This is a genomic window from Streptomyces sp. NPDC055506, assembly GCF_053643595.1.
In genome coordinates this window covers 6928-26616 of record NZ_JBSHKH010000114.1, presented here as the reverse complement: position 1 = coordinate 26616, position 19689 = coordinate 6928, and the positions used below count along the sequence as shown (strand labels likewise).

General features: G+C 71.0%; 19 protein-coding genes and 2 pseudogenes. 10 read left to right on the top strand and 11 right to left on the bottom strand.

The features are described 5' to 3' along the window. Positions 1-18: 18 nt before the first annotated feature. The gene (locus ACWIF2_RS31635) at positions 19-660 is read right to left on the bottom strand and encodes an HAD family acid phosphatase (protein WP_454364326.1); all 642 of its coding nucleotides are present in this window, start codon (positions 658-660) and stop codon (positions 19-21) included. A gap of 438 nt (positions 661-1098) precedes the next feature. Here ACWIF2_RS31635 and ACWIF2_RS31630 point away from each other — a divergent pair, with 438 nt between their 5' ends. Next, positions 1099-1812: a M23 family metallopeptidase gene (locus tag ACWIF2_RS31630; protein WP_454364325.1), complete on the top strand. Its 714-nt coding sequence runs from the start codon at positions 1099-1101 to the stop codon at positions 1810-1812. A 29-nt stretch (positions 1813-1841) separates the two neighbouring features. On the opposite strand, the gene ACWIF2_RS31625 is transcribed toward ACWIF2_RS31630, so the two are convergent. Next, entirely contained in the window at positions 1842-2438 is a 597-nt protein-coding gene (locus tag ACWIF2_RS31625) for a TetR/AcrR family transcriptional regulator (RefSeq protein WP_454364324.1), read from the bottom strand. Between the two features lie 123 nt (positions 2439-2561). Here ACWIF2_RS31625 and ACWIF2_RS31620 point away from each other — a divergent pair, with 123 nt between their 5' ends. The 5 genes and pseudogenes from ACWIF2_RS31620 to ACWIF2_RS31600 all read left to right on the top strand — a co-directional run bounded on the left by ACWIF2_RS31620 (position 2562) and on the right by ACWIF2_RS31600 (position 6693). Beyond that, positions 2562-4157, top strand: coding sequence for an MDR family MFS transporter (locus tag ACWIF2_RS31620; RefSeq protein WP_454364323.1), 1596 nt, complete (start codon positions 2562-2564; stop codon positions 4155-4157). A 131-nt stretch (positions 4158-4288) separates the two neighbouring features. Then, positions 4289-4387 (top strand): annotated as a pseudogene (locus ACWIF2_RS31615) (AraC family transcriptional regulator); the annotation flags it as partial. A 218-nt stretch (positions 4388-4605) separates the two neighbouring features. Then, positions 4606-5817: an RNA-guided endonuclease InsQ/TnpB family protein gene (locus ACWIF2_RS31610; RefSeq protein WP_454364322.1), complete on the top strand. Its 1212-nt coding sequence runs from the start codon at positions 4606-4608 to the stop codon at positions 5815-5817. Between the two features lie 108 nt (positions 5818-5925). After that, positions 5926-6183, top strand: coding sequence for a helix-turn-helix domain-containing protein (locus ACWIF2_RS31605; protein WP_454364327.1), 258 nt, complete (start codon positions 5926-5928; stop codon positions 6181-6183). A 63-nt stretch (positions 6184-6246) separates the two neighbouring features. After that, entirely contained in the window at positions 6247-6693 is a 447-nt protein-coding gene (locus ACWIF2_RS31600) for a VOC family protein (RefSeq protein WP_454364321.1), read from the top strand. A 73-nt stretch (positions 6694-6766) separates the two neighbouring features. Here the strand turns inward: ACWIF2_RS31600 and cseC are convergent, their stop codons facing one another. The 5 genes from cseC to ACWIF2_RS31575 all read right to left on the bottom strand — a co-directional run bounded on the left by cseC (position 6767) and on the right by ACWIF2_RS31575 (position 11405). Further along, entirely contained in the window at positions 6767-8122 is a 1356-nt protein-coding gene (cseC, locus tag ACWIF2_RS31595) for a two-component system sensor histidine kinase CseC (RefSeq protein ID WP_454364320.1), read from the bottom strand. 9 nt (positions 8123-8131) lie between these two features. Then, positions 8132-8833 (bottom strand): two-component system response regulator CseB, encoded by a 702-nt coding sequence (cseB, locus tag ACWIF2_RS31590; RefSeq protein ID WP_382835160.1) that lies wholly within the window; start codon positions 8831-8833, stop codon positions 8132-8134. Positions 8834-8985: 152 nt separating this feature from the next. Next, positions 8986-9642: a hypothetical protein gene (locus ACWIF2_RS31585; protein WP_454364319.1), complete on the bottom strand. Its 657-nt coding sequence runs from the start codon at positions 9640-9642 to the stop codon at positions 8986-8988. Beyond that, on the bottom strand, positions 9630-10169 hold the full coding sequence (locus ACWIF2_RS31580; RefSeq protein WP_030251439.1) for a SigE family RNA polymerase sigma factor: 540 nt from the start codon (positions 10167-10169) through the stop codon (positions 9630-9632). The genes ACWIF2_RS31585 and ACWIF2_RS31580 overlap by 13 nt, the downstream gene beginning before the upstream one ends. 294 nt (positions 10170-10463) lie before the next feature. Further along, the gene (locus ACWIF2_RS31575; protein ID WP_454364318.1) at positions 10464-11405 is read right to left on the bottom strand and encodes an A/G-specific adenine glycosylase; all 942 of its coding nucleotides are present in this window, start codon (positions 11403-11405) and stop codon (positions 10464-10466) included. Between the two features lie 304 nt (positions 11406-11709). Between ACWIF2_RS31575 and ACWIF2_RS31570 the strand changes: the two genes are divergently transcribed. Then, positions 11710-12018, top strand: coding sequence for a hypothetical protein (locus ACWIF2_RS31570; RefSeq protein WP_454364317.1), 309 nt, complete (start codon positions 11710-11712; stop codon positions 12016-12018). Between the two features lie 250 nt (positions 12019-12268). On the opposite strand, the gene ACWIF2_RS31565 is transcribed toward ACWIF2_RS31570, so the two are convergent. After that, positions 12269-12412, bottom strand: coding sequence for a hypothetical protein (locus tag ACWIF2_RS31565; RefSeq protein WP_454364316.1), 144 nt, complete (start codon positions 12410-12412; stop codon positions 12269-12271). 175 nt (positions 12413-12587) lie between these two features. On the opposite strand from ACWIF2_RS31565, the gene ACWIF2_RS31560 reads away from it, so the two are divergent. Continuing rightward, positions 12588-13478, top strand: a complete 891-nt coding sequence (locus tag ACWIF2_RS31560; RefSeq protein WP_454364315.1) for a hypothetical protein — start codon at positions 12588-12590, stop codon at positions 13476-13478. Between the two features lie 112 nt (positions 13479-13590). On the opposite strand, the gene disA is transcribed toward ACWIF2_RS31560, so the two are convergent. Continuing rightward, on the bottom strand, positions 13591-14715 hold the full coding sequence (gene disA / locus ACWIF2_RS31555) for a DNA integrity scanning diadenylate cyclase DisA (protein WP_215119785.1): 1125 nt from the start codon (positions 14713-14715) through the stop codon (positions 13591-13593). A gap of 80 nt (positions 14716-14795) precedes the next feature. After that, entirely contained in the window at positions 14796-16205 is a 1410-nt protein-coding gene (gene radA, locus ACWIF2_RS31550; protein WP_454364314.1) for a DNA repair protein RadA, read from the bottom strand. Between the two features lie 196 nt (positions 16206-16401). Here radA and ACWIF2_RS31545 point away from each other — a divergent pair, with 196 nt between their 5' ends. Further along, positions 16402-18099 carry a BACON domain-containing protein gene (locus ACWIF2_RS31545; protein ID WP_454364313.1) on the top strand — a complete coding sequence of 566 codons (1698 nt, stop codon included), beginning with the start codon at positions 16402-16404 and terminating at the stop codon, positions 18097-18099. A gap of 35 nt (positions 18100-18134) precedes the next feature. Here ACWIF2_RS31545 and ACWIF2_RS31540 read toward each other — a convergent pair whose 3' ends face one another. Next, complete coding sequence (locus ACWIF2_RS31540) at positions 18135-18935, bottom strand: hypothetical protein (protein WP_454364312.1); 801 nt, start codon at positions 18933-18935, stop codon at positions 18135-18137. 71 nt (positions 18936-19006) lie between these two features. Here ACWIF2_RS31540 and ACWIF2_RS31535 point away from each other — a divergent pair. Further along, positions 19007-19384, top strand: a pseudogene (locus tag ACWIF2_RS31535) (Ppx/GppA phosphatase family protein); the annotation flags it as partial. Between the last annotated feature and the right edge of the window lie 305 nt (positions 19385-19689).

Below are 19689 nucleotides of genomic sequence, written 5' to 3'. Positions count from 1 at the left end.
CATCCATGCCCTGCGGCCCTAGGACAGCTGTCCGTCGTAATCCGGCAGCTTGTACGTCTTCTCGGCATGGCCGCCCGAGAGATCGGTGGCGCTGTTGCCGATGTTCGCGATGATCGTGTAGCCCTTCTTCTCGATGTCGACGCGCTGGGCCGTCTTGTACTCGGCGACGTTCTTGAAGAGGTCGATGAAGTTCCGGACGTACAGGCCGGAAACCTGATAGCCGGTCTGCTTCAGGTTGTACTCGGTGAACGAGTAGATGATGCCCGGACGGGCGGTCACGAAGAACAGGGCGACGCCGTGCTCCTGGGCGTATCTGGCGGCCTCCAGAACCGGCTTGTTGGCCGGCTGCGGGTAGCTGAAGCCGAAGTCGGTCTCCAGGGTGGTGTTGTCGATGTCGAAGACGATCGCCTGCTTCTCACCCGGCTTCGTGGCCGCGATCCGCTGCTTCAGATAGGGCAGCGCCTGGGCCATCACCGCCTGGCAGTCCTTCTGCCAGGTGTTGTAGTCGACGTCCGCCGCGGTGGCCGTGGGGGCGGCGGTGGCGGCGGTGGAGGCACGGGTGGCGGTCGTGGCGTCGGCCGGCGCGGCCATCGCCACGAGGGCTGCCGCCGATACGGCGGTCACCGATGCGCGGCGCAGCCAGGGGCGTCGGATCTGCATGTCGTGGGGGTCCTCTCACGTCAATGACGCTGCAACATGTCGTGTGCATGTTCGTGCGCGAGGGTGGCGCGAGGGGAACCGTAAGGTTACCGAACGGTAGGTGCCTAGAGGCGTGCGCCACATTTCCGGAATGGCCGAAGAGGGTCTCCGGTGACATGGCGCACAGGCGATATGTCCGTTACTAGGTGGAATAGTGGCTAACGGACCGGGAGGAAAGGGATTCTTGCCGCCCAGGGCGGGGGGAAGTGTGCTGCAGTGCGTGATTCGTCCCGTTTGACTGCTGTGTCAAGAGACGTAGAACACTGAACCAAATTACTAACTTCAGTCGTAGATCACGCTTTTTGGGGTTTGTCGGACTTCGGGTTACCAAGGAATGGCCATTCGGCGAGCGTCTGTGCGCCGGGTGGTTTTCTCCGTCCCCTTCCACACGAGGTTTCGATGTCCCAGCGCGTCACGTCCCGTTCTTCCCGTACGTCCCAGCTCCGCACCCGTGCGACCGTGCTGGCCGCCGGCCTTGGCGTCTCGGTCGCACTGGGAGCCGGGGTCGCGTCCGCCGCCGACACCACGTCCGCGTCCGGCGCCGCCAGTGCCGTCCAGGCGCAGGCCGCCGCCCAGGCCAAGCACGCCAAGGCCGAGGCCGTGAAGGCCGAGAAGGCCGCCAAGGTAGCCGCCGCGAAGAAGGCGGCCGAGAAGCAGGCCGCCGCCAAGAAGGCCGCCGCCAAGAAGGCCAAGCCGTCCTGGGTCGACCCGGTGAAGAAGTACAAGCTCTCCGCGAGCTTCGCCCAGAACGGCGGCATGTGGCAGTCCACCCACAGCGGTCAGGACTTCGCCGTGCCGAGCGGCACCCAGGTCGTCGCCGCCCACGGCGGCACCGTGGTCAAGGCCGGCGGCAACGGCGCCGGTGACGGCCCCGCCTACGGCAACGCCGTCGTGATCAAGCACGGCAACGGCACGTACTCCCAGTACGCCCACCTGTCGAAGGTCACCGTGAACGTCGGCCAGATAGTCAAGACCGGCCAGGAGATCGCCAAGTCCGGCAACACCGGTAACTCGAGCGGTCCGCACCTGCACTTCGAGATCCGTACCACCGCGAACTACGGCTCGGCCGTCGACCCGGTGAAGTTCCTGCGCGCCAAGGGCGTGACGGTCTGACGACCCCCCTCTGACCCGACAGGGGCTCCCTAGGAGCCCCCGGCTCCCCGGTGGGCCCGGGTCACCAGCTCAGTGGCGACCTCGAGGACGGCTTTGTCCTTCTCCTCGGGGTCGCCTTCGAGGTCCTGGAGCAGGAACATCCCGGCGTGCAGCGTGAACAGCGCGCTGGCGCAGCGGACCTGGTCGATCAGGTCCGCGTCCGGGTCGACGATGATGTCGCGCAGTCTGTGGATGCGCGCCTTGAAGGAGTCGCCGACCTGCAGTTCCCGGACCGTCGCCTGGTTCTCGTGCATGAAGCGGAACAGCGGCGCCGCCGCGGCGAGCGTCCCGGCGTAGCGGCGGACGATCTCCTGCTTGGTGGCGAGGGTGTGCGGCTGCTGCCGGCCCCACTCGATCAGGTCCTCTATCGGCTGGGTGAGGTCCTCGAAGATGCTGACGAGGATCTCTTCCTTCGTCTTGAAGTGGTAGTAGAGCGCCGCCTTGGTGACCTCCAGGCGCTCGGCGATCTCGCGCAGGGACGTCTTCTCGTAGCCCTGCTCCGCGAAGAGTTCGAGGGCTACGTCCTGGATGCGCTGGCGGGTGTTCCCGCGGCGCCGCTGCCTGGTGCCGTCCATGGTGCCGCCCATCCTCCTACGCCGCCCGCTTTCCATAAAACTTACTTGACGCCCGGCTAGTTCCGGAGCTAACTTCCGAGTGTAGTCACTAGCCGGTCGGCAAGTAAGTAGCGGTAGCTGGGGGAGTGGGAAGTGATGGCGGACACGACGGACGCACCGGCGGTCGACGCCGGCAGCGGGGAGAAACAGCCGAAGAGCGTGCGGGTCGTCCTGCTCGCGCTGATGATCGCGATGATGCTCGCGATGCTCGACAACATGATCATCGGTACGGCGATGCCGACGATCGTCGGTGAGCTGGGCGGGCTCGAACACCTCTCCTGGGTCGTCACCGCCTACACGCTCGCGACCGCGGCCTCCACCCCGCTGTGGGGCAAGCTCGGCGACATGTACGGCCGCAAGGGCACGTTCATGACCTCCATCGTCGTCTTCCTGATCGGCTCGGCACTCAGCGGCATGGCCCAGAACATGGGCGAGCTGATCGGCTTCCGTGCCGTCCAGGGCCTCGGCGCCGGCGGTCTGATGGTCGGCGTCATGGCGATCATCGGCGACCTGATCCCGCCCCGGGAGCGCGGCAAGTACCAGGGCATGATGGCCGGCGTCATGGCGCTGGCGATGATCGGCGGTCCGCTGGTCGGCGGCACCATCACCGACAACTGGGGCTGGCGCTGGGCCTTCTACATCAACCTGCCGCTCGGCGTCGTGGCGCTGGCCGCCATCAGTGTCGTCCTGCACCTGCCGAAGAAGCGGTCCGAGGCGCGGATCGACTACCTGGGCGCCGCGCTGCTGACCGTCGGCATCACCGCGATCGTGCTCGTCACCACCTGGGGCGGCACGGAGTACGCCTGGAGCTCCGCCCGGATCATGGAGCTGATCGGCATCGGGGTCGCCGCGCTCGTCGGGTTCGTGTTCTGGCAGACGAAGGCCGCCGAGCCGATCGTGCCGCTGCACATCTTCCGCAGCCGCAACTTCACGCTGATGTCGGTCATCGGCTTCATCACCGGCTTCGTGATGTTCGGCGCCACGCTCTTCCTGCCGCTGTACCAGCAGTCCGTGCAGGGCGCCTCCGCGACCAACTCCGGGCTGCTGCTCCTGCCGATGCTCGGTGCGATGCTCGTCACCTCGATGGTCGCCGGGCGCGTCACCACGAACACCGGCAAGTACAAGGTCTTCCCGGTCCTCGGCAGCGTCCTGATGATCGTCGGCCTCTACCTGCTCTCCACGATGGACACGGGCACCTCCCGCCTCACCTCCGGCGTCTTCATGGCCGTGGTCGGGCTCGGCATGGGCTGTCTGATGCAGATCACCATGCTGGTCGCGCAGAACAGCGTCGAGATGAAGGACATGGGCGTCGCGTCCTCGTCCACCACGCTCTTTCGCACCCTCGGCTCCTCCTTCGGCGTCGCGATCATGGGCGCGCTGTTCAACAACCGCGTCCAGGACGTCATGGCCGAGCGGGCCGGCGCGCTGGGCACCAAGGTGACCGAGCAGTCGGCGCAGCTCGACGCGAAGGGCCTGGAGAAGCTGCCGCCACTGGTCCGGGAGGCGTACCAGTACGCGGTCTCCGCCGGCACGCACTCGGCGTTCCTGCTCGGAGCCGTGGTGGCGGTGGTCGCGCTCGCGGCGGCGGTGTTCGTGAAGGAGGTGCCGCTGAAGGGCGCGGGACCGAAGGCCTCGGACGACGACAAGGCGGACGGCCCGGCCCCGCAGACGCCGGTCGTCGAGACGGTCTGACCTGCTTCAGCTCCTTCTGGACTCCCCCAGCTCCTGACGAAGGCCCCGGACGGGACACCCGACCGGGGCCTTCGCCTTGCCAAGGAGCGAGGCCGGTGCCGCTGTCAGACCCCCGTGCCACCATCGACGTCATGGACAAGACGCGGCAGCTGCGGCTCGCCAAGGACGCCATGGACCGGGACTGGGCCGATCCCGGGCTGGACCTGGACACCGTCGCCGCGCACGCCGGGGAGGAATTGCATCCGGGTGTCGCGACGCGGAGCGTCGCCGCATCCGGTTCTGAGCGCGGGGTGCCCGGGGTGATACGAACGCATGTGCTTGTGATCGCCGGTCTGGGTAGTGGCCGGGGGATCTGGGCACGTGTGTGCGGCTGTCGTATGTATGGTCCTTCGCGGGGATCGGGATGGCATTGTCCCGGTCGGGGCTGTGAGGGGGCGAGGTGGTGCACGTGGGGGCGGTTGCGGAGGTCGGGCATGCCCGCTCCACGTACCGGCTGCGCGTGTCGTCCACGGCCGGCGCTGCCCTGGTGGCGGAGGGGGGCCGATGCCGCTGGGTCTGGAACGAATGCGTCGCCAAGTCCAAGGCCGTGCACCTGCTCAACATGGCGAGTGGCAGGAAGCAGACGTGCGGCCCGGCGCAGCTGGACAAGATGCTGACCGAAGCCCGGAGGACGACGCCGTGGTTGCGTGAGGGGTCGTCGGTTGTCCAGCAGCAGGTCATCCGTGACTTCGGCCGCGCCCGCGCCAAAGCGCACAAGGACATCACGGAGCGCCTGCCGGTGCGGCAACGGGCCGGGATGCCGAAGTGGAAGACCAAACGCGAGGCACTGCCGAGCCTGAACTACACCCGGCGGGGTTTCCGGTTGAACGACGGCCGACTGCATCTGGCGGGCGGGGTCGTGGTGAGCGTGGTGTGGTCGCGGGAGTTGCCGGCTGAGCCGTCCTCGGTGCGCGTGTACCAGGACAGCCTCGGGCACTGGTACGCCTCGTTCGTGGTGCCTGCCGAGGTGCAGCCGCTGCCTCAGACCGGTCGGGTGCTCGGTGTCGACTGGGGTGTGAAGGAGACCGCGACCACGACCTCCGAGGCGCACGACCTGCCGCACGCCGGGCACGGCCGGAAGGCCCAGCAGAGGCTGACCCGGTACGACCGGATGATGGCCCGCCGCAGGCCGAAGAAGGGGCAACCGGCGTCGAAGGGCTACCGCGAGGCGCAGAAGCTGCGGGCGAAGACGTACAAGAAGGTTGCTCGGCAGCGCCAGGACACTGGCCGCAAGTGGGCCAAGAAGGTGGTCCGCGACCACGACGCCATCGCTGTCGAGGGCTTCCGCCCGAAGTTCCTCGCCAAGTCCACCATGGCCCGTAAGGCCGCGGACGCCGCCATCGGCGCCACCAAGGCCGCTCTGATCGAGATGGGCCGCAAGCACGGGCGGGACATCCGCCTGGTCCACCCGGCGCACACCACGATGGACTGCGCGCAGTGCGATGTGAGAGCCAAGCATCGCCTGCCGCTGGGTGAGCGCACCTACACCTGCACTGCATGCGGAAGCACGTCCCCACGGGACAAGAACTCCGCACGTGTCATGCTCGTCCGGGCTGGTCTCAACCCGACTGGTGCTGATGGCGCAAGACCTCCTGGAGCGCTGCTCCAGGAGACAGCCTGAGCCAGGAATCCCCTCCCTTCAGGGAGGGGAGGATTCAATTCATCCGCGCCTTCAAGGCAAGGCCAGGCCTACGGCGAGACCCCCGGCCAGTACCTCACCCACCGCCGCATAGAACGCGCCGAGGACCTGCTGCGCACGGCGAACCTCTCGGTCACGGAGATCTGCCACCTGGTCGGCTTCAGCAGCGTCGGCACCTTCTCGGCCCGCTTCAAGACCTGGACCGGCCTCACCCCCAGCGAGTACCGCACCAAGCACGTCGGCAGGGGAGCCGCCCTCATCCCCGGCTGCTACGCCATGCTCTGGGCCGGCGGCTTCCGCTCCGCGCCCGGCGCCGGCAAGGAGCGCAATTCCGGAGAAGCGGGCTGACACCCCCGCTGCCTACCGTGGCAGGGCACACCCGAACCGGCCGCCGAGCAGCAGGAGCACGCCATGATCAAGGGTCTCGCCATCTCCACCGTCTGGGTCCTCGACCAGGACCGGGCCAAGGAGTTCTACACCGAAAAGCTGGGCCTGGAGGTCCGTACGGACATGACCATGGGCGAGGGCGGCATGCGCTGGCTCACCGTCGGCTCACCGAAGCAGCCCGACGTCGAACTCACCCTGATGGTGCCCGGCGGCCCCGCGATGGACCCCGACTCCGCCGAGATGCTCAGGAAGCTGGTGACCAAGGGAGCGCTCGGCGCGGGCGTCCTGACCACCGACGACATCCACGGCGACTACAAGAAGCTCAAGGACCGCGGCGTGGAGTTCCTCCAGGAGCCGCAGGAGCGCCCGTACGGCACGGAGGCGCTGTTCCGCGACGACTCCGGCAACTGGTTCTCCTTCACCCAGCCCCGCGAAGGCGGACTCGACATGGACCAGGACTGGTCCTGCTGATCCTCGAAAACCGGTCCGCGAGAACCGGTCCTCGAAAGCCAGTCCGCAGAATCCGGCCCGCGAGAACCGGGCCCTACGACTCCGCCCCCGGCAGCATCGGATAGCTCCCCGTGTTCGTCGGCGCGTGCTCCGGCAGCCACAGCACGGCGACCGCGCCCTCGGCCGGCAGGTGCTCCGGCGTCCCGGGCGTGCGGACGTTGCGGAAGGTCAGCCGGGCGCCCAGCACCCGGGCCTGTCCGGCCGCGATGGTCAGGCCCAGGCCGTGGCCGTGACCGGCCCGGTCCTTGCTGCCCGTGCGAAAGCGGCTCGGCCCCTCGGCGAGCAGGTCCTCGGGGAAGCCCGGGCCGTGGTCGCGGACCCGGATGACCCGGCCCTCGATGGTGACCTCGATGGGCGGCTTGCCGTGCCGGGCCGCGTTGGCCAGGAGATTGAACAGGACCCGCTCCAGGCGCCGCGGGTCGGTCGTGACCTCCGACTCGTGCACGACGCGCACCTCGATGGCCGGGTCCTTGGCCGCCACCCGCCGCGCGACGAACTCGCCCAGCATGATGTCCTGCAACTCCGCCCGCTCCGAGGCCCCGTCCAGCCTGGCCACCTCCAGCACGTCCTCCACGAGCGTGCGCATGGCCTTCGCCCGGTCCAGCACCAGCTCGGTCGGGCGTCCCGGCGGCAGCAGCTCGGCCGCGGTCAGCAGCCCGGTCACCGGCGTGCGCAGCTCGTGCGCGATGTCGGCGGTGACCCGGCGCTCCGCCTCGATGCGCTGCCGCAGCGTGTCCGCCATGGCGTCCACCGCGCTCGCCAGATCGTCGGTCTCGTCCCGGACGACCCCGCCCATGGCGTCCCGCACCCGCACATCCGTCTCGCCGCCCGCGAGCTGGTGGGCCGCGACGGCCGCCTTGCGCAGCCGCCGCGACAGATGCCCGCCGATGAGCACGCCGAGCGCGCTGCCGCCGAGGACGACCGCGATGGACCCGATGAGCAGGGCCTGGTCGAGGTCCTGGAGGATGTCCGAGCTGCGGTCGGTGAAGCCCGAGTGCAGGGACATCACATGCCCGTTCTTCAGTGGCACGGCGGCCCATATGTCGGGCGAGCCACCCGGCCGGTCCGCCACATAGGTCGCCCGCTGCCCCACCTCGACCCGGTCCCGCAGCGCCTCCGGCAGATCCGGGTCGTCGATCTTGGTGTTGGGGAAGTTCATCCGCCCGGACAGCTCGAAGTTGCGCTGGGCGATCATGATGCGCTCGTCGGCGAGATCGCGCGCGTTGTCCAGCATCGACACCCGCGCGGCGTTGTGCACGACCAGGCTCAGCGCGATCGCCACCAGTGCGCCGACCAGCGCGATGGCCGCGCTCAGCTTCCATCTGAGGCCCGTACGGATCCCCGCGCGCTCCACGCCCGCGGCGACCAGGCGCCGGAAATGCCCCCTCATAACCCCTGCTCAGGCCTTCAACTTGTAGCCGAAACCACGGACCGTCTCGATACGGTCCTGGCCGATCTTCTGCCGCAGCCGCTGCACATGCACATCGACGACCCGGGTGTCCCCGCCCCAGCCGTAGTCCCACACCCGCTCCAGCAGCTTGTCGCGGGAGAGCACCGTCCCCGGCGCCGAGGAGAACTCCAGGAGCAGCCGCATCTCGGTCGGCGTCAGCGCCACCGGCTGCCCGGCCCGGCGGACCTCCATGCCCTCGGTGTCGACCTCCAGGTCACCGAAGGCCAGCATCCCGCCGCTCGCCGGGGAGTCCGGCTCCTCGGCCCGGCCACCGCCCGCGTGCCCGAAGCGGCGCAGCACCGCGCGGATCCGGGCGACCAGCACGGCCCCGTCGAACGGTTTGGTCACATAGTCGTCGGCGCCCGCCTCCAGGCCCAGCACCACGTCGATGGAGTCGGCCCGCGCCGACAGCATGATGACCGGCACGGTCGACTCGTCCCGGATACGGCGGCACAGGCTGACCCCGTCGAGGCCGGGAACCATGACGTCCAGCAGCGCGATGTCGGGGCGGTCCGTCCGGAACGCCTCCAGGCCCGACAGGCCGTCGGGCATCGCGGTGACCACGAAGCCGTCCCGTTCCAGGGCGAGCTGTGTGGCCTCGCGGATGACGTCGTCGTCCTCGACGAACAGAACGTGGGTCTGGTCTGCCATCCCGGTGCTCTCAGTCCTCGTGTGGGTCGTGGGGGTGCGTACTTCTCAGGAGACGCACGGTCCGTCCTCTGAGGGGACGCACGGTCCGTGCATCGCGTTCACCCATGGATCGGTCCGAGCGGCCCGATCGGTTCACGCACGCCGCGCCCGCGTCAGCTCGCGGGCACCGGCGACGGGCTGTCGCCGACGACCTTGCCGTAGTCGTTGTGCGTGCGGTACTTCTCGCTGAACCGGCCGGAAGCCCATCTGTACGTGATCACGTTCTCCCCGGAGGGGCTCGACACCGGGTCGCCCTTGTCGTACACCTGCTTGGTCACCACCAGGTCGCCGCGGTCGATCTCCGCGTAGACCGGGGGTTCCTCGGCCTTGAACACATTCTCGTACGAGCCGTCCCGCTCGCGGTACACATAACTGCCGATGCCCACCGCGTCACCGCAGGTCAGCACATTGACGACGACATCGTCGGCCGACCCGCCGGTCAGATTGCCGTAGGACACGTCGACGGGATACTCGTCGGCCACGCACGGCTTCAGCTCGCGCTTCACCTCGGGTGAGACCTTGGGGTCGTCCTTGACGAGCCGGACCGCGTTCACGGTGTCGGGCGTCTTGGACGGCGAGGCCGAGGGTGTGGCGGCGGAGGCGCCCGCCACCGCGTCGGCGTGCGCCGGGCCCTCGTCACGGGCGCCGGTGCCGCCGGCGCCGCACCCGGACACGAAAAGGGCGAGGGCGGTGACCACGGCCGATGCCGTGCTCACCGCCTGGATGCTGCCCCGGGCCCGTGCAGGCCCCTCGCCGGTCAGGCCGCGCACCGCTCCCGCTCCTCACGCTCCAGCGCGCGTGCGTCCAGATCGCGGGACTCCAGCTCCTCGCGGAGCCGGGCGAGCGCCCGGTGCAGCGTGCTCTTGACCGTTCCGGCCGACATACCGAGGGCGGCGGCCGTCTCCTCTGTGGACATCTGCTCCCAGTGTCGCAGCACTACGACACTGCGCTGCTTCGGGGCGAGCACCTTCAGTATGTCCATCAGCAGGGCGCGGTCCGCGTGCTGCTCGGTGGCGTCGTCGACCGAGGCGTCCGGCAGCTGCTCGGTCGGGACCTCCTCCAGCTTGCGGGCCCGCCACCACTCGGTCCGCGTGTTGATCATGACCCGGCGCAGGTAGGCGTCCGCGAGACGCTTGTCCTCGATGGTCTCCCAGCGGCCGTAGGTCCGGACCAGCGCCGTCTGCAGCAGATCCTGTGCGTCCGTCGGGTCCGGGACCAGGCGGCGAGCACTGCGCAGCAGTGCGTCCTGCCGGGTGCGGACGTACTCCTCGAACTCGAGCACCTCGCCCTGCGCCATGGTGAACCGCCTCCCGTTTCCCCGTTCGGGCCGGCTCCCCGCCGCCCGTGCACTGCCTGTGTTCCTTGGTCGTCCCGTGTCTTCCGGGAACGCATTTGAAGGTACGGAGGCGTTGTCACGGCGCTGTCCGAAGCAGCCTGCGGCTAGCACTCGGCTGTCCGTCGGTTGTGTAACGGAAGTCGGAACGGGGTACAGCGGTGGGGGTGTTGAGGCGACTATGGGGTGATTTGTCCACCCTGGGTCGCCGTTACGGTCGCCGTTACGGGAGACCCATGGCTGTGATCTGCCTGTACGTCAGGTCAACGGCAGCCGGTACAGCCCGCCGGCCAGCGGCTCCACCAAGCCGTCGGCGACCAGGCCGTCCAGGGCGCGGGCCCGCTGCACCGGCTCGTGCCACACGCGGTCGAGCGCCGCCTGCGGAACCGGGGCGTGGGCCTCCCGGAGCACGGCGAGCAGCCGCCCGCGGACCTGCCGGTCGGTGCCCGCGTAGGTCTGGCCGCGGCGCGGCGGCCCGTCGTGCTCCGGCTTGCCCGCCAGCCGCCACGCGCACTGCGCGGCGATCGGGCAGCGGTGACACGACTCGCTTTTCGCCGTGCACACCAGCGCGCCCAGCTCCATGGAGGCGGCGGCCCAGCGGGCGGCGGTCGACTCCTCCTCGGGGAGGAGCGCGCGGGCCAGTTTGCGCTCGGCGGCGGTGGTGGCGTTCGGCGGGTACTGCACTCCGGTGACCGCGCGGGCGAGGACCCGGCGCACATTGGTGTCCAGCACCGGGTGCCGCTGCCCGTAGGCGAACGACGCGACGGCCGCGGCCGTGTACTCGCCGATGCCGGGCAGTGCCAGCAGCTGGGCGTGGTCGGCCGGTACGTCACCGCCGTGCCGTTCCGTTATGGCGACGGCGGCGCCGTGCAGCCGCAGCGCGCGGCGCGGATAGCCGAGCCGCCCCCAGGCGCGGACGGCCTCGCCGGGCGCCTCCTTGGCCAGGTCGGCGGGGCGCGGCCAGCGGGCCAGCCACTGCTCGTAGACGGGCAGGACGCGGTTCACCGGCGTCTGCTGGAGCATGAACTCACTGACCATCACGCCCCACGCCCCGGCCTCGGGGCGCCGCCACGGCAGGTCGCGGGCGTTGTCGTCGAACCAGTCGATGACGGGGGAGTGCAGGTCGCCGCCCGTAGGCGGGCCGGACGCGGTGTCGGTGGGGCCGGGGCTGGTGCGCGGGGTGTTCGTGGGAGCAGTCATGGCCATTCGATCCTGCCACGCGGGAGCCGCGAATCGGGCACATTGCCACCCCTGAGCGAGAGGTACCTGACGATCGACACCTGACGATCGGCAGCAGTGCCGCCCCACCGTCCGCCGATAGCGTCGGCCGAATGGAACGACCTCGCCCGGCGCGGCTCGCCCGTGGCGCCCTTCTCTGGACGTCCCTGGGCCGTGTCCGCGAAATCCCGTCCGCCCCGCGACGCCCGGCACGCTCCCCCGCTGCCTCAAGGGCGTGGGAGGTGCCCCCAGTCTCGGCTGCTCTCGATCGGGAGGTACCCCCACGATGCCGAGGGGCCCGCCCTCCTGGCGGACGACGGGACTTCGCGGACACGACCTAGCCCTTCCCGCCCTCACGGCGGACCGCATCGGGCTGAACGAGTCGCGCACGGCCTGGCAGCAGGCCGCCGGCCTGGCAGTGCTGGCCACGGTGGCCGGCCTGTCCCGACGGCTGCCGCTCGCCGCCTTCGGGCTGGCGGCCACCCTGAGCCCGACCGCCACCCCGGCCCTGTCCACCGTCTCCTACGCCCCGGCCCTCGGCGTGTCCGCGCTGCTCCTCGGCCTGCGAGCCGCCCGGGCCCGCCCGGCTGCGTGAACGCTCGCGGCGCGGACCGGCTGCACCTCACTATCGGCGTCCTGCGGGGGGACGACGACGAGCGGGTGCCGCTGCCCCCGCGGGTGAGACCTGGGAGCAACTGGTCGCGCGGGCCCCGGAGTCCGGACTCCGAGTGCACCGGGAGCAGCCCGCTGACCAACGCGACACGGCACGCACCGGGCACCCCCGTGGCCGTGGCGGCGACCGCGCGGGCCACCGACGCTCCTGCGTGACAGCCCACTTGAGCACCTCACCGCGCACCGCACACATACGCCGCAGCCGTGGCCAGAGGTGCAAGGGACGCGATCGCGAACGCACGGGGGGCGCGGCGGGCACGGCACCAGGCGGCGAAGTAAGTGAAGTCGCGGTAGGGCGCGCTGTCCTCGAAGTCCATGGTCACGGACGGTAAGTGACGAGCCGATCCGGTCACACCATGCGATCGTCGGGTGCCGAACCTGACGAAAGACAGGGGTGGAGCGGCTGCTTCCGGCATGATGATCCGGAAAAGTTGTGAGCCTGAGCGGCGGGTGGGACCGGCGAACGCGCTGATCTCTCGTAAGGTTTGCGCCGTGGGATCTCTGCGCAATCCGGTCGGGCCGCTTCCCTCCTCCATCTACTGGCGTCGGAGGGTCGTACTGGTGTCCGTGGCTGCCCTGTTGGCGCTGCTGACCACCTGGCTCGTGACCATGGGCGGCGAAGGCGGCAAGGACGGCGGCAACGGCGCCAACGGCAAGAATCCCGCGCCCTCCATCACTCCCGGCCCGTCGAGTTCGGGTCCGGCGATCAGCCAAGCACCCGGCGGGCGCGACGAGTCGGGCGACGAGGGCTCCGGCGGCTCGTCGTCCGGGTCCGGGGCAGGGTCCGGCGGCGGTTCCGGTGACGCCTCGGGCGGCGGAACCGGGGACGGTTCCGGTGCGGGCGCCGGCGGCGGTGCGGGCTCCGGCGGGTCCGAGGGATCGGGCGGTTCGGGCGGCGCCGGCGGTGCCGGTGGCTACGACGGCGGTACCACGGTGGGCGGCGTCGGCGCGGGCGACACGCTGCCGGCCGGCTCCATGCTGCCCAACTGCACCGCCAGTATGGTCAAGTTCAGCCTGCGCAGCCAGCACAACAACTACGACCCCGAGCAGACACCCACGTTCCTGCTGACCGCCCGGAACATCTCCGGCCACGACTGCAAGATCGATCTCGGGCCGAAGAACGCGGTGTTCACGATCACCGAGGCGAGCGCCGACGACGACTACTGGTCCTCCAAGGACTGCCCCAGGGTCGCCGGCAGCCGGCTGTACCGCGTGCCCGCGGGCAGCGGCATCACCTACGCCCTGAAGTGGGACCGCAAGCCCAGCGTCCCCGAGTGCGCCACGCCGCCCTCGGGCTCGGCCGGGGCGGGCACCTACCTGGTGGAAGCCAAGGCGCCGGGCTACGCGAAGGTGCAGACCTCGTTCGTCCTGAAGAACGATTAGCCGCTTGTAGGTCAGGCGGCCTACCGCCAGGCCTTCACGCGTGCAGGCCTTCACGCGTGAGGGGGTGTTCCCGACCGGGAACACCCCCTCACGCATCAGCGTGCGCCGAAGGCTAGACGTACCGCTCCAGGATCGAGGACTCCGCCAGCCGCGACAGGCCCTCCCGCACACTGCGCGCCCGGGCCTCGCCCACACCGTCCACCGTCTGGAGATCGTCGACGCTCGCGGCGAGCAGCTTCTGCAGGCCGCCGAAGTGCTCCACGAGACGGTCGATGATCGCGCCGGGGAGCCGGGGCACCTTGGCGAGGAGGCGGAAGCCGCGCGGGGACACCGCCGAGTCCAGCGTCTCGGGCGAGCCGGTGTAGCCCAACGCCCGGGCCACGATGGGCAGTTCCAGCAGCTCGGCGTGGGTGAGGGCGTCGAGCTCGGCCAGGGCCTCGTCGACCGTACGGGACCGCTTGGCGGTCGGCTCGGGGACGTAGTCCCGGACGACCAGCTCGCGCTCGGGCTCCACGCCGGCGATCAGCTCGTCGAGCTGGAGGGCCAGCAGACGCCCGTCGGTGCCCAGCTCCACCACGTACTCGGCGATCTCCGTCGCGATGCGCCGCACCATCTCCAGGCGCTGCGCGACCGCCGAGACGTCCCGGACGGTCACCAGGTCCTCGATCTCCAGCGCCGACAGCGTGCCCGCGACCTCGTCAAGGCGGAGCTTGTAGCGCTCCAGGGTGGCGAGGGCCTGGTTGGCGCGGGACAGGATCGCCGCCGAGTCCTCCAGGACGCGGCGCTGGCCGTCGACGTACAGGGCGATCAGCCGCATCGACTGGGAGACCGAGACCACCGGGAAGCCGACCTGCCTGCTCACGCGGTCCGCGGTGCGGTGCCGGGTGCCGGTCTCCTCCGTGGGGATCGTCGGGTCCGGGACCAGCTGCACGCCCGCGCGCAGGATCTTCGACAGGTCCGAGGACAGCACGATGCCGCCGTCCAGCTTGCACAGCTCACGCAGACGGGTCGCGGTGAACTCGACGTCCAGCACGAAGCCGCCGCTGCACAGCGCCTCGACCGTCTTGTCGGAGCCCAGCACGATGAGACCGCCGGTGTTGCCCCGGAGCACCCGCTCCAGGCCGTCACGCAGGGCGGTTCCGGGTGCCACGGCGCTCAGTGAAGCGCGCATCAGGCCATCGGTACCGGCACTCCCACCGGATTTTCCGGGAGCTGCTGCCCGGTCGTTGGCTGCCACTGCACTCCTCCGGTCGCAGGTTCTGGGGCGCCCCGTGTCGCACACTTGGTTCGCACGGACGGGCGAGACCTGGGCAAAGTCTACCGGCGACCCTCGTCGTCCCGTGGGGCCTCTCTGCGACGGGAGCGGGGAAGGACCCGCAGCGCGTCCCCTATGTCCGAGACTTCCAGAACCTTCATACCCGTGGGGATCTTGCCCGGGTCGCCCGGTACCAGGGCGTGTGTGAAGCCCAGGCGGTGGGCTTCCGCCAGCCTGCGCTGCACGCCCGTGACCCGCCGCACCTCGCCGGCGAGACCGACCTCCCCGATGGCGACCAGGTTCTTGGGGAGAGGTGTGTCACTCGCCGCGCTTGCCAGGGCGAGGGCGACGGCCAGATCCGCCGCGGGCTCCGAGAGCTTCACGCCGCCGACCGTCGCGGAGTAGATGTCTCGCTTGCCCAAGGCGCTGATCCGCCCGCGCTGTTCCAGCACCGCCAGCATCATCGAGACACGGGAGGTCTCCAGGCCAGAGGTGGTGCGGCGCGGGGAGGGGATCTGCGAGTCGACCGTGAGGGCCTGGACCTCGGCGACCAGCGGGCGGCGGCCCTCCAGAGTGACGGTCAGGCAGGTGCCCGGGACCGGTTCGGCCCGACGGGTCAGGAAGAGTCCGCTCGGGTCCGCGAGGCCCGTGATGCCCTCGTCGTGCAGTTCGAAGCAGCCGACCTCGTCGGTGGTGCCGTAGCGGTTCTTGACGCCTCGCACGAGGCGGAGGCGGGCGTGCCGGTCGCCCTCGAAGTGCAGGACGACGTCCACCAGGTGCTCCAGCAGGCGCGGGCCGGCGATGGCGCCGTCCTTGGTGACATGGCCCACGAGCAGCGTGGACATGCCGCGTTCCTTCGACGCCCGGATCAGGGCCCCGGCGACCTCCCGCACCTGCGCCATGCCGCCGGGCGCGCCGTCGATCTCGGGGGAGGCCACCGTCTGCACCGAGTCCAGGATCAGCAGCGACGGCTTCACCGCGTCCAAGTGGCCCAGCACCGCCGCCAGATCCGTCTCGGCGGCCAGGTACAGATGGTCGTCGATGGCGTTGATGCGGTCGGCGCGCAGCCGGACCTGGCTCGCCGACTCCTCGCCCGTGACGTACAGGGTGCGGTGCTCGTCGCTCGCGGACTTGGCCGCCACATCGAGCAGGAGCGTCGACTTGCCGACGCCCGGCTCGCCCGCGACCAGCACCACCGCGCCGGGGACCAGTCCGCCGCCCAGCACCCGGTCCAGCTCGGGCACGCCGGTGGAGCGGGCCGTCGCCCGGCGGCCGTCCACCTGGCCGATGGGCACGGCGGAGGTGGTGACCCTGCCCGGTGTCGTCGTACGGACCGCGGGCGCGCCGTACTCCTCGACCGTCCCCCAGGCCTGGCACTCGGGGCAGCGGCCGAGCCACTTCGCCGTCTGCCACCCGCACTCCGTGCAGCGGTAGGACGGACGGTCCTTGGTGGTCTTCGTACGGGCAGCCATGGACGAAACCGTAGCCGCAGCCACTGACAGTGCGGGGACCGGAGGGCGCGGCCCACTGCGCGCCAGGCCCCCGCCACCCCGCGCCAGCGGCGGAACCACCGGTTCCTGTCCCCTATTGAGGGATCGTTTCACCCGTACGGATTAAATGTGCTCAAGCCGCCGGAAGGTAACACTCCCGGCCCCCTACGGTCGCCGAATGACGAGCAGTACGCCGGAGATCTCGACCCGCTCGGCCGGCGCCCACCGGGCGCACCGGGAAGCGCGTGACCGCGGTGCGGCCCGCACGCTGGTGCAGCGGCCGCCCGCGCGCTACGAGCCCTACCTGGACGGCCTGTTCACCTACTGCCTGTCCGTGCTGTGCGACCACGACGCCGCGACCGCCGCCCTGGGTGACGTCCTCGCGCTCGCCGAACGCCGCGGCCGGCACGTCCCCGCGGCGCCCGCGGACCGCAGGGCCTGGCTGTACGCGCTGGCCCGCTGGGCGTGCCTGCGAGGGCTGGCCGAGGCCAAGCAGAAACGTACGAGCAGCCACGCGGCGGGCCGCACGCGACGTGCCGAACCCCCGGCCGCCCCGGCCCTCTCCGAGGAGGTCCAGGAGCGGCGCCGCGGCGAACTGGCCCTGCTGGCCTGGCCGGAGGCCGCCGGCACCACGCCGGAGCAGCGCGAGGCGCTCGAACTGGCCGTGCGCCACCACCTCGCCGCCCACGAGGTCGCCGCCGTCCTGGGCATGGACCTCGCCGCCACCCGCGACCTGCTCGCATCCGCCGCCTGCGAGGTCGAACGCACGCGTGCCGCCCTCGCCGTGGTGGAGACCGGGGCGTGTCCGAGCGTCGCCCACCTCGTCGGCGACGACCGGCTCGTGCTCGGCACGGCCCTGCGCCGCGAACTCGTCCGGCACGTCGACGACTGCCCGTGCTGCCGCCGCACAGCCGAGCGCGCCATCCCCGGCCGCTGGCCCGGCACCAGCGTCACGCCCGCCGCGCTGCCCGTCCTGCCGGCGCCCCTCGCGGCCCTGCACGTCGCCATGGCCCACCCGCCACGCGCGCGTGGCGCCGCACCCCGCTTCGACCGGCGCGGCTACCCGATGGACCCCAAGGACCGCGCCGCCCGCAGGGACCGCCTCCGCGCGCGTGCCGTCACCACGACCGTCGTCGCCACCGTCGTGGCCGCCCCCGTGCTCGCCCTGTGGGCCGCCTACCGAGGCACCCCCGTGGGCGAGGCCCAGGACGGCCGCTCCGCCTCCGCGCTCGAGGTCGACGACCCGCTCGGCCTGGACGGCGAGATGGCGGGCGGCGGCTACGAGAACACCGGCAACGCGAGCACCAGACCCGGCCCCCGCTTCGGCAAGAACGGCAAGGCCGACGTGTCCGTGGAGGTCATCGGCGTCGCCGTCGCCGGCCGCGCGAGCGCCCTGGACGTCACGGCGGACAACACGGGCGACACCACCCTGATCACCCTCACCGCCAGGGGCCCGGCCCCGGTCCGCTGGTCCGCGTCCACGGGAGCCGACTGGCTCTACCTCAGCCAGTCCTCGGGAACGCTCCGGCCCGGCGAGTCGTTGACGATCAAGGTGTACGTCGACCATCTGCGGGAGCCCGCCGGCCCCTGGCACGCGCAGGTGGCGCTGGCACCCGTCGGCGCCGTCGTCCACATCGAGGGCTTCGGCACCGCGCCCGCCCCTTCCGACCCCGGCCCGGATCCCCACCCCAGCGACCCGCCGCCGCACCAGCCCGACCCGACGCCCACGACCTCAGCGCCGGACCCCGACCCGACGCCGACGACTCCGCCCCCGTCACCCGACCCGGACCCCACGCCGACGGACCCGGCCCCGGACCCGACGGACTCGGCACCCCCGCCCCCGGAGGGCGACGACCCGAGCCCGTCCACGTCATAGACGCAGGTCAGCCCACCGGCTCAGTCCACACCGGCTCAGTCCACAGGATCCGCCGGATGCGGCGCCACCAGCGGCAGCTGCGAGGCCAGCCGCTCCTCGCACAGCTCGACCAGCCGGTCGTAGCCCGCCTTGCCCATCAGCTCGATCAGCTCCGGCCGGTAGGACACGTACACCGGGTCGCCCGCACCGTGCGCCGAGGTCGCCGACGTGCACCACCAGTGCAGGTCATGGCCGCCCGGACCCCAGCCGCGGCGGTCGTACTCACCGATCGACACCTGCAGCACCCGCGTGTCGTCGGGCCGGTCGATCCACTCGTACGTCCGCCGCACCGGCAGCTGCCAGCACACGTCCGGCTTGGTCTCCAGCGGCTCGCGGCCCTCCTTCAGGGCGAGGATGTGCAGCGAGCAGCCCGCGCCGCCCTTGAAGCCGGGGCGGTTCTGGAAGATGCACGACCCCTGGAAGGGCCGCGTCTGCCGGTCGCCGTCCTCGTCCTCGGAGACCCAGCCGCTGCTCGTGCCCTCGGCGTGGTTCTGCCAGATGTCCGGCGTGAGCCTCGCCACATGCTCGGCGACCCGCTTCTCGTCGTCCTCGTCGGAGAAGTGGGCACCCAACGTGCAGCACCCGTCGTCCGCGCGGCCGGCCTGGATGCCCTGGCAGCCGCTGCCGAAGATGCAGTTCCAGCGAGAGGTCAGCCATGTCAGATCGCAGCGGAAGACCTGCTCGTCGTCCGCCGGATCAGGAAACTCCACCCACGCGCGGGCGAAGTCGAGGCCCTTCTCGTCGGACACCGCGGGGCCCGATGATTTGTCGCGCTTCGCCTTTTTCGTCTTTGGCACAGGTCCAGGGTACGGGCCTTGTACCCACACCGAGGACGGCGGACCGTCCGGCTGGCAGTAGCGTTCCGTACATGAGACTCGGTGTCCTCGACGTGGGATCGAACACGGTGCATCTGCTCGTGGTGGACGCGCATCCCGGCGCGTGCCCGTTGCCCGCGCACTCGCACAAGGCGGAACTGCGCCTCGCCCAGCTCCTCGACGACGACGGCGCGATCGGCCCGCACGGCGTCGACCAGCTCGTCTCGGTCGTCCGGGATGCGCTCCAGGCCGCCGAGGACAAGGGCGTCGAGGATCTGCTGCCGTTCGCCACCTCCGCCGTACGCGAGGCCCGCAACGCCGATGACGTCCTCGCGCGCGTGCGTGCCGAGACCGGCGTCGAGCTCCAGGTCCTCACCGGCGCGGAGGAGGCCCGTCTCACCTTCCTCGCCGCCCGCCGCTGGTTCGGCTGGCCGGGTCCGCAGCCCAGGTCGGCCACCTCCCCCTGCGGCCCCACCAGCTCGGCGAAGGCGCCCATCAGGGCCCGGTCGAGCGGGGTGCCGGCGCCCATGGAGCGGTGCAGGTCGGCGTAGTCCTCGGCGATGGCGTCGTAGAAGGTGCGGGTGGTGTCCAGGAAACCGGTGCCGTGCGTGTCGCGGCTGTCGTGGGTGTCGTGGGTCATGGCGGGACCCTAGGGCCTGCCACCGACAACGCCGGCAGCCGGCGGCATCCGCCGAACCGTCGTCGGCAGCCGCCGACAGCCAGGGGCGGTCACGGG

Excerpts from the sequence above, each read along its gene's own strand:
- ACWIF2_RS31635 (WP_454364326.1), bottom strand. The coding sequence starts at position 660 with ATGCAGATCCGACGCCCCTGGCTGCGCCGCGCATCGGTGACCGCCGTA.
- ACWIF2_RS31545 (WP_454364313.1), top strand. The coding sequence starts at position 16,402 with ATGACGAGCAGTACGCCGGAGATCTCGACCCGCTCGGCCGGCGCCCAC.
- radA (WP_454364314.1), bottom strand. The coding sequence starts at position 16,205 with ATGGCTGCCCGTACGAAGACCACCAAGGACCGTCCGTCCTACCGCTGC.
- ACWIF2_RS31570 (WP_454364317.1), top strand. The coding sequence starts at position 11,710 with ATGCCGAGGGGCCCGCCCTCCTGGCGGACGACGGGACTTCGCGGACAC.
- ACWIF2_RS31620 (WP_454364323.1), top strand. The coding sequence starts at position 2,562 with ATGGCGGACACGACGGACGCACCGGCGGTCGACGCCGGCAGCGGGGAG.
- ACWIF2_RS31575 (WP_454364318.1), bottom strand. The coding sequence starts at position 11,405 with ATGACTGCTCCCACGAACACCCCGCGCACCAGCCCCGGCCCCACCGAC.
- ACWIF2_RS31580 (WP_030251439.1), bottom strand. The coding sequence starts at position 10,169 with ATGGCGCAGGGCGAGGTGCTCGAGTTCGAGGAGTACGTCCGCACCCGG.
- ACWIF2_RS31565 (WP_454364316.1), bottom strand. The coding sequence starts at position 12,412 with ATGGACTTCGAGGACAGCGCGCCCTACCGCGACTTCACTTACTTCGCC.
- ACWIF2_RS31625 (WP_454364324.1), bottom strand. The coding sequence starts at position 2,438 with ATGGGCGGCACCATGGACGGCACCAGGCAGCGGCGCCGCGGGAACACC.
- cseC (WP_454364320.1), bottom strand. The coding sequence starts at position 8,122 with ATGAGGGGGCATTTCCGGCGCCTGGTCGCCGCGGGCGTGGAGCGCGCG.
- ACWIF2_RS31630 (WP_454364325.1), top strand. The coding sequence starts at position 1,099 with ATGTCCCAGCGCGTCACGTCCCGTTCTTCCCGTACGTCCCAGCTCCGC.
- cseB (WP_382835160.1), bottom strand. The coding sequence starts at position 8,833 with ATGGCAGACCAGACCCACGTTCTGTTCGTCGAGGACGACGACGTCATC.
- ACWIF2_RS31600 (WP_454364321.1), top strand. The coding sequence starts at position 6,247 with ATGATCAAGGGTCTCGCCATCTCCACCGTCTGGGTCCTCGACCAGGAC.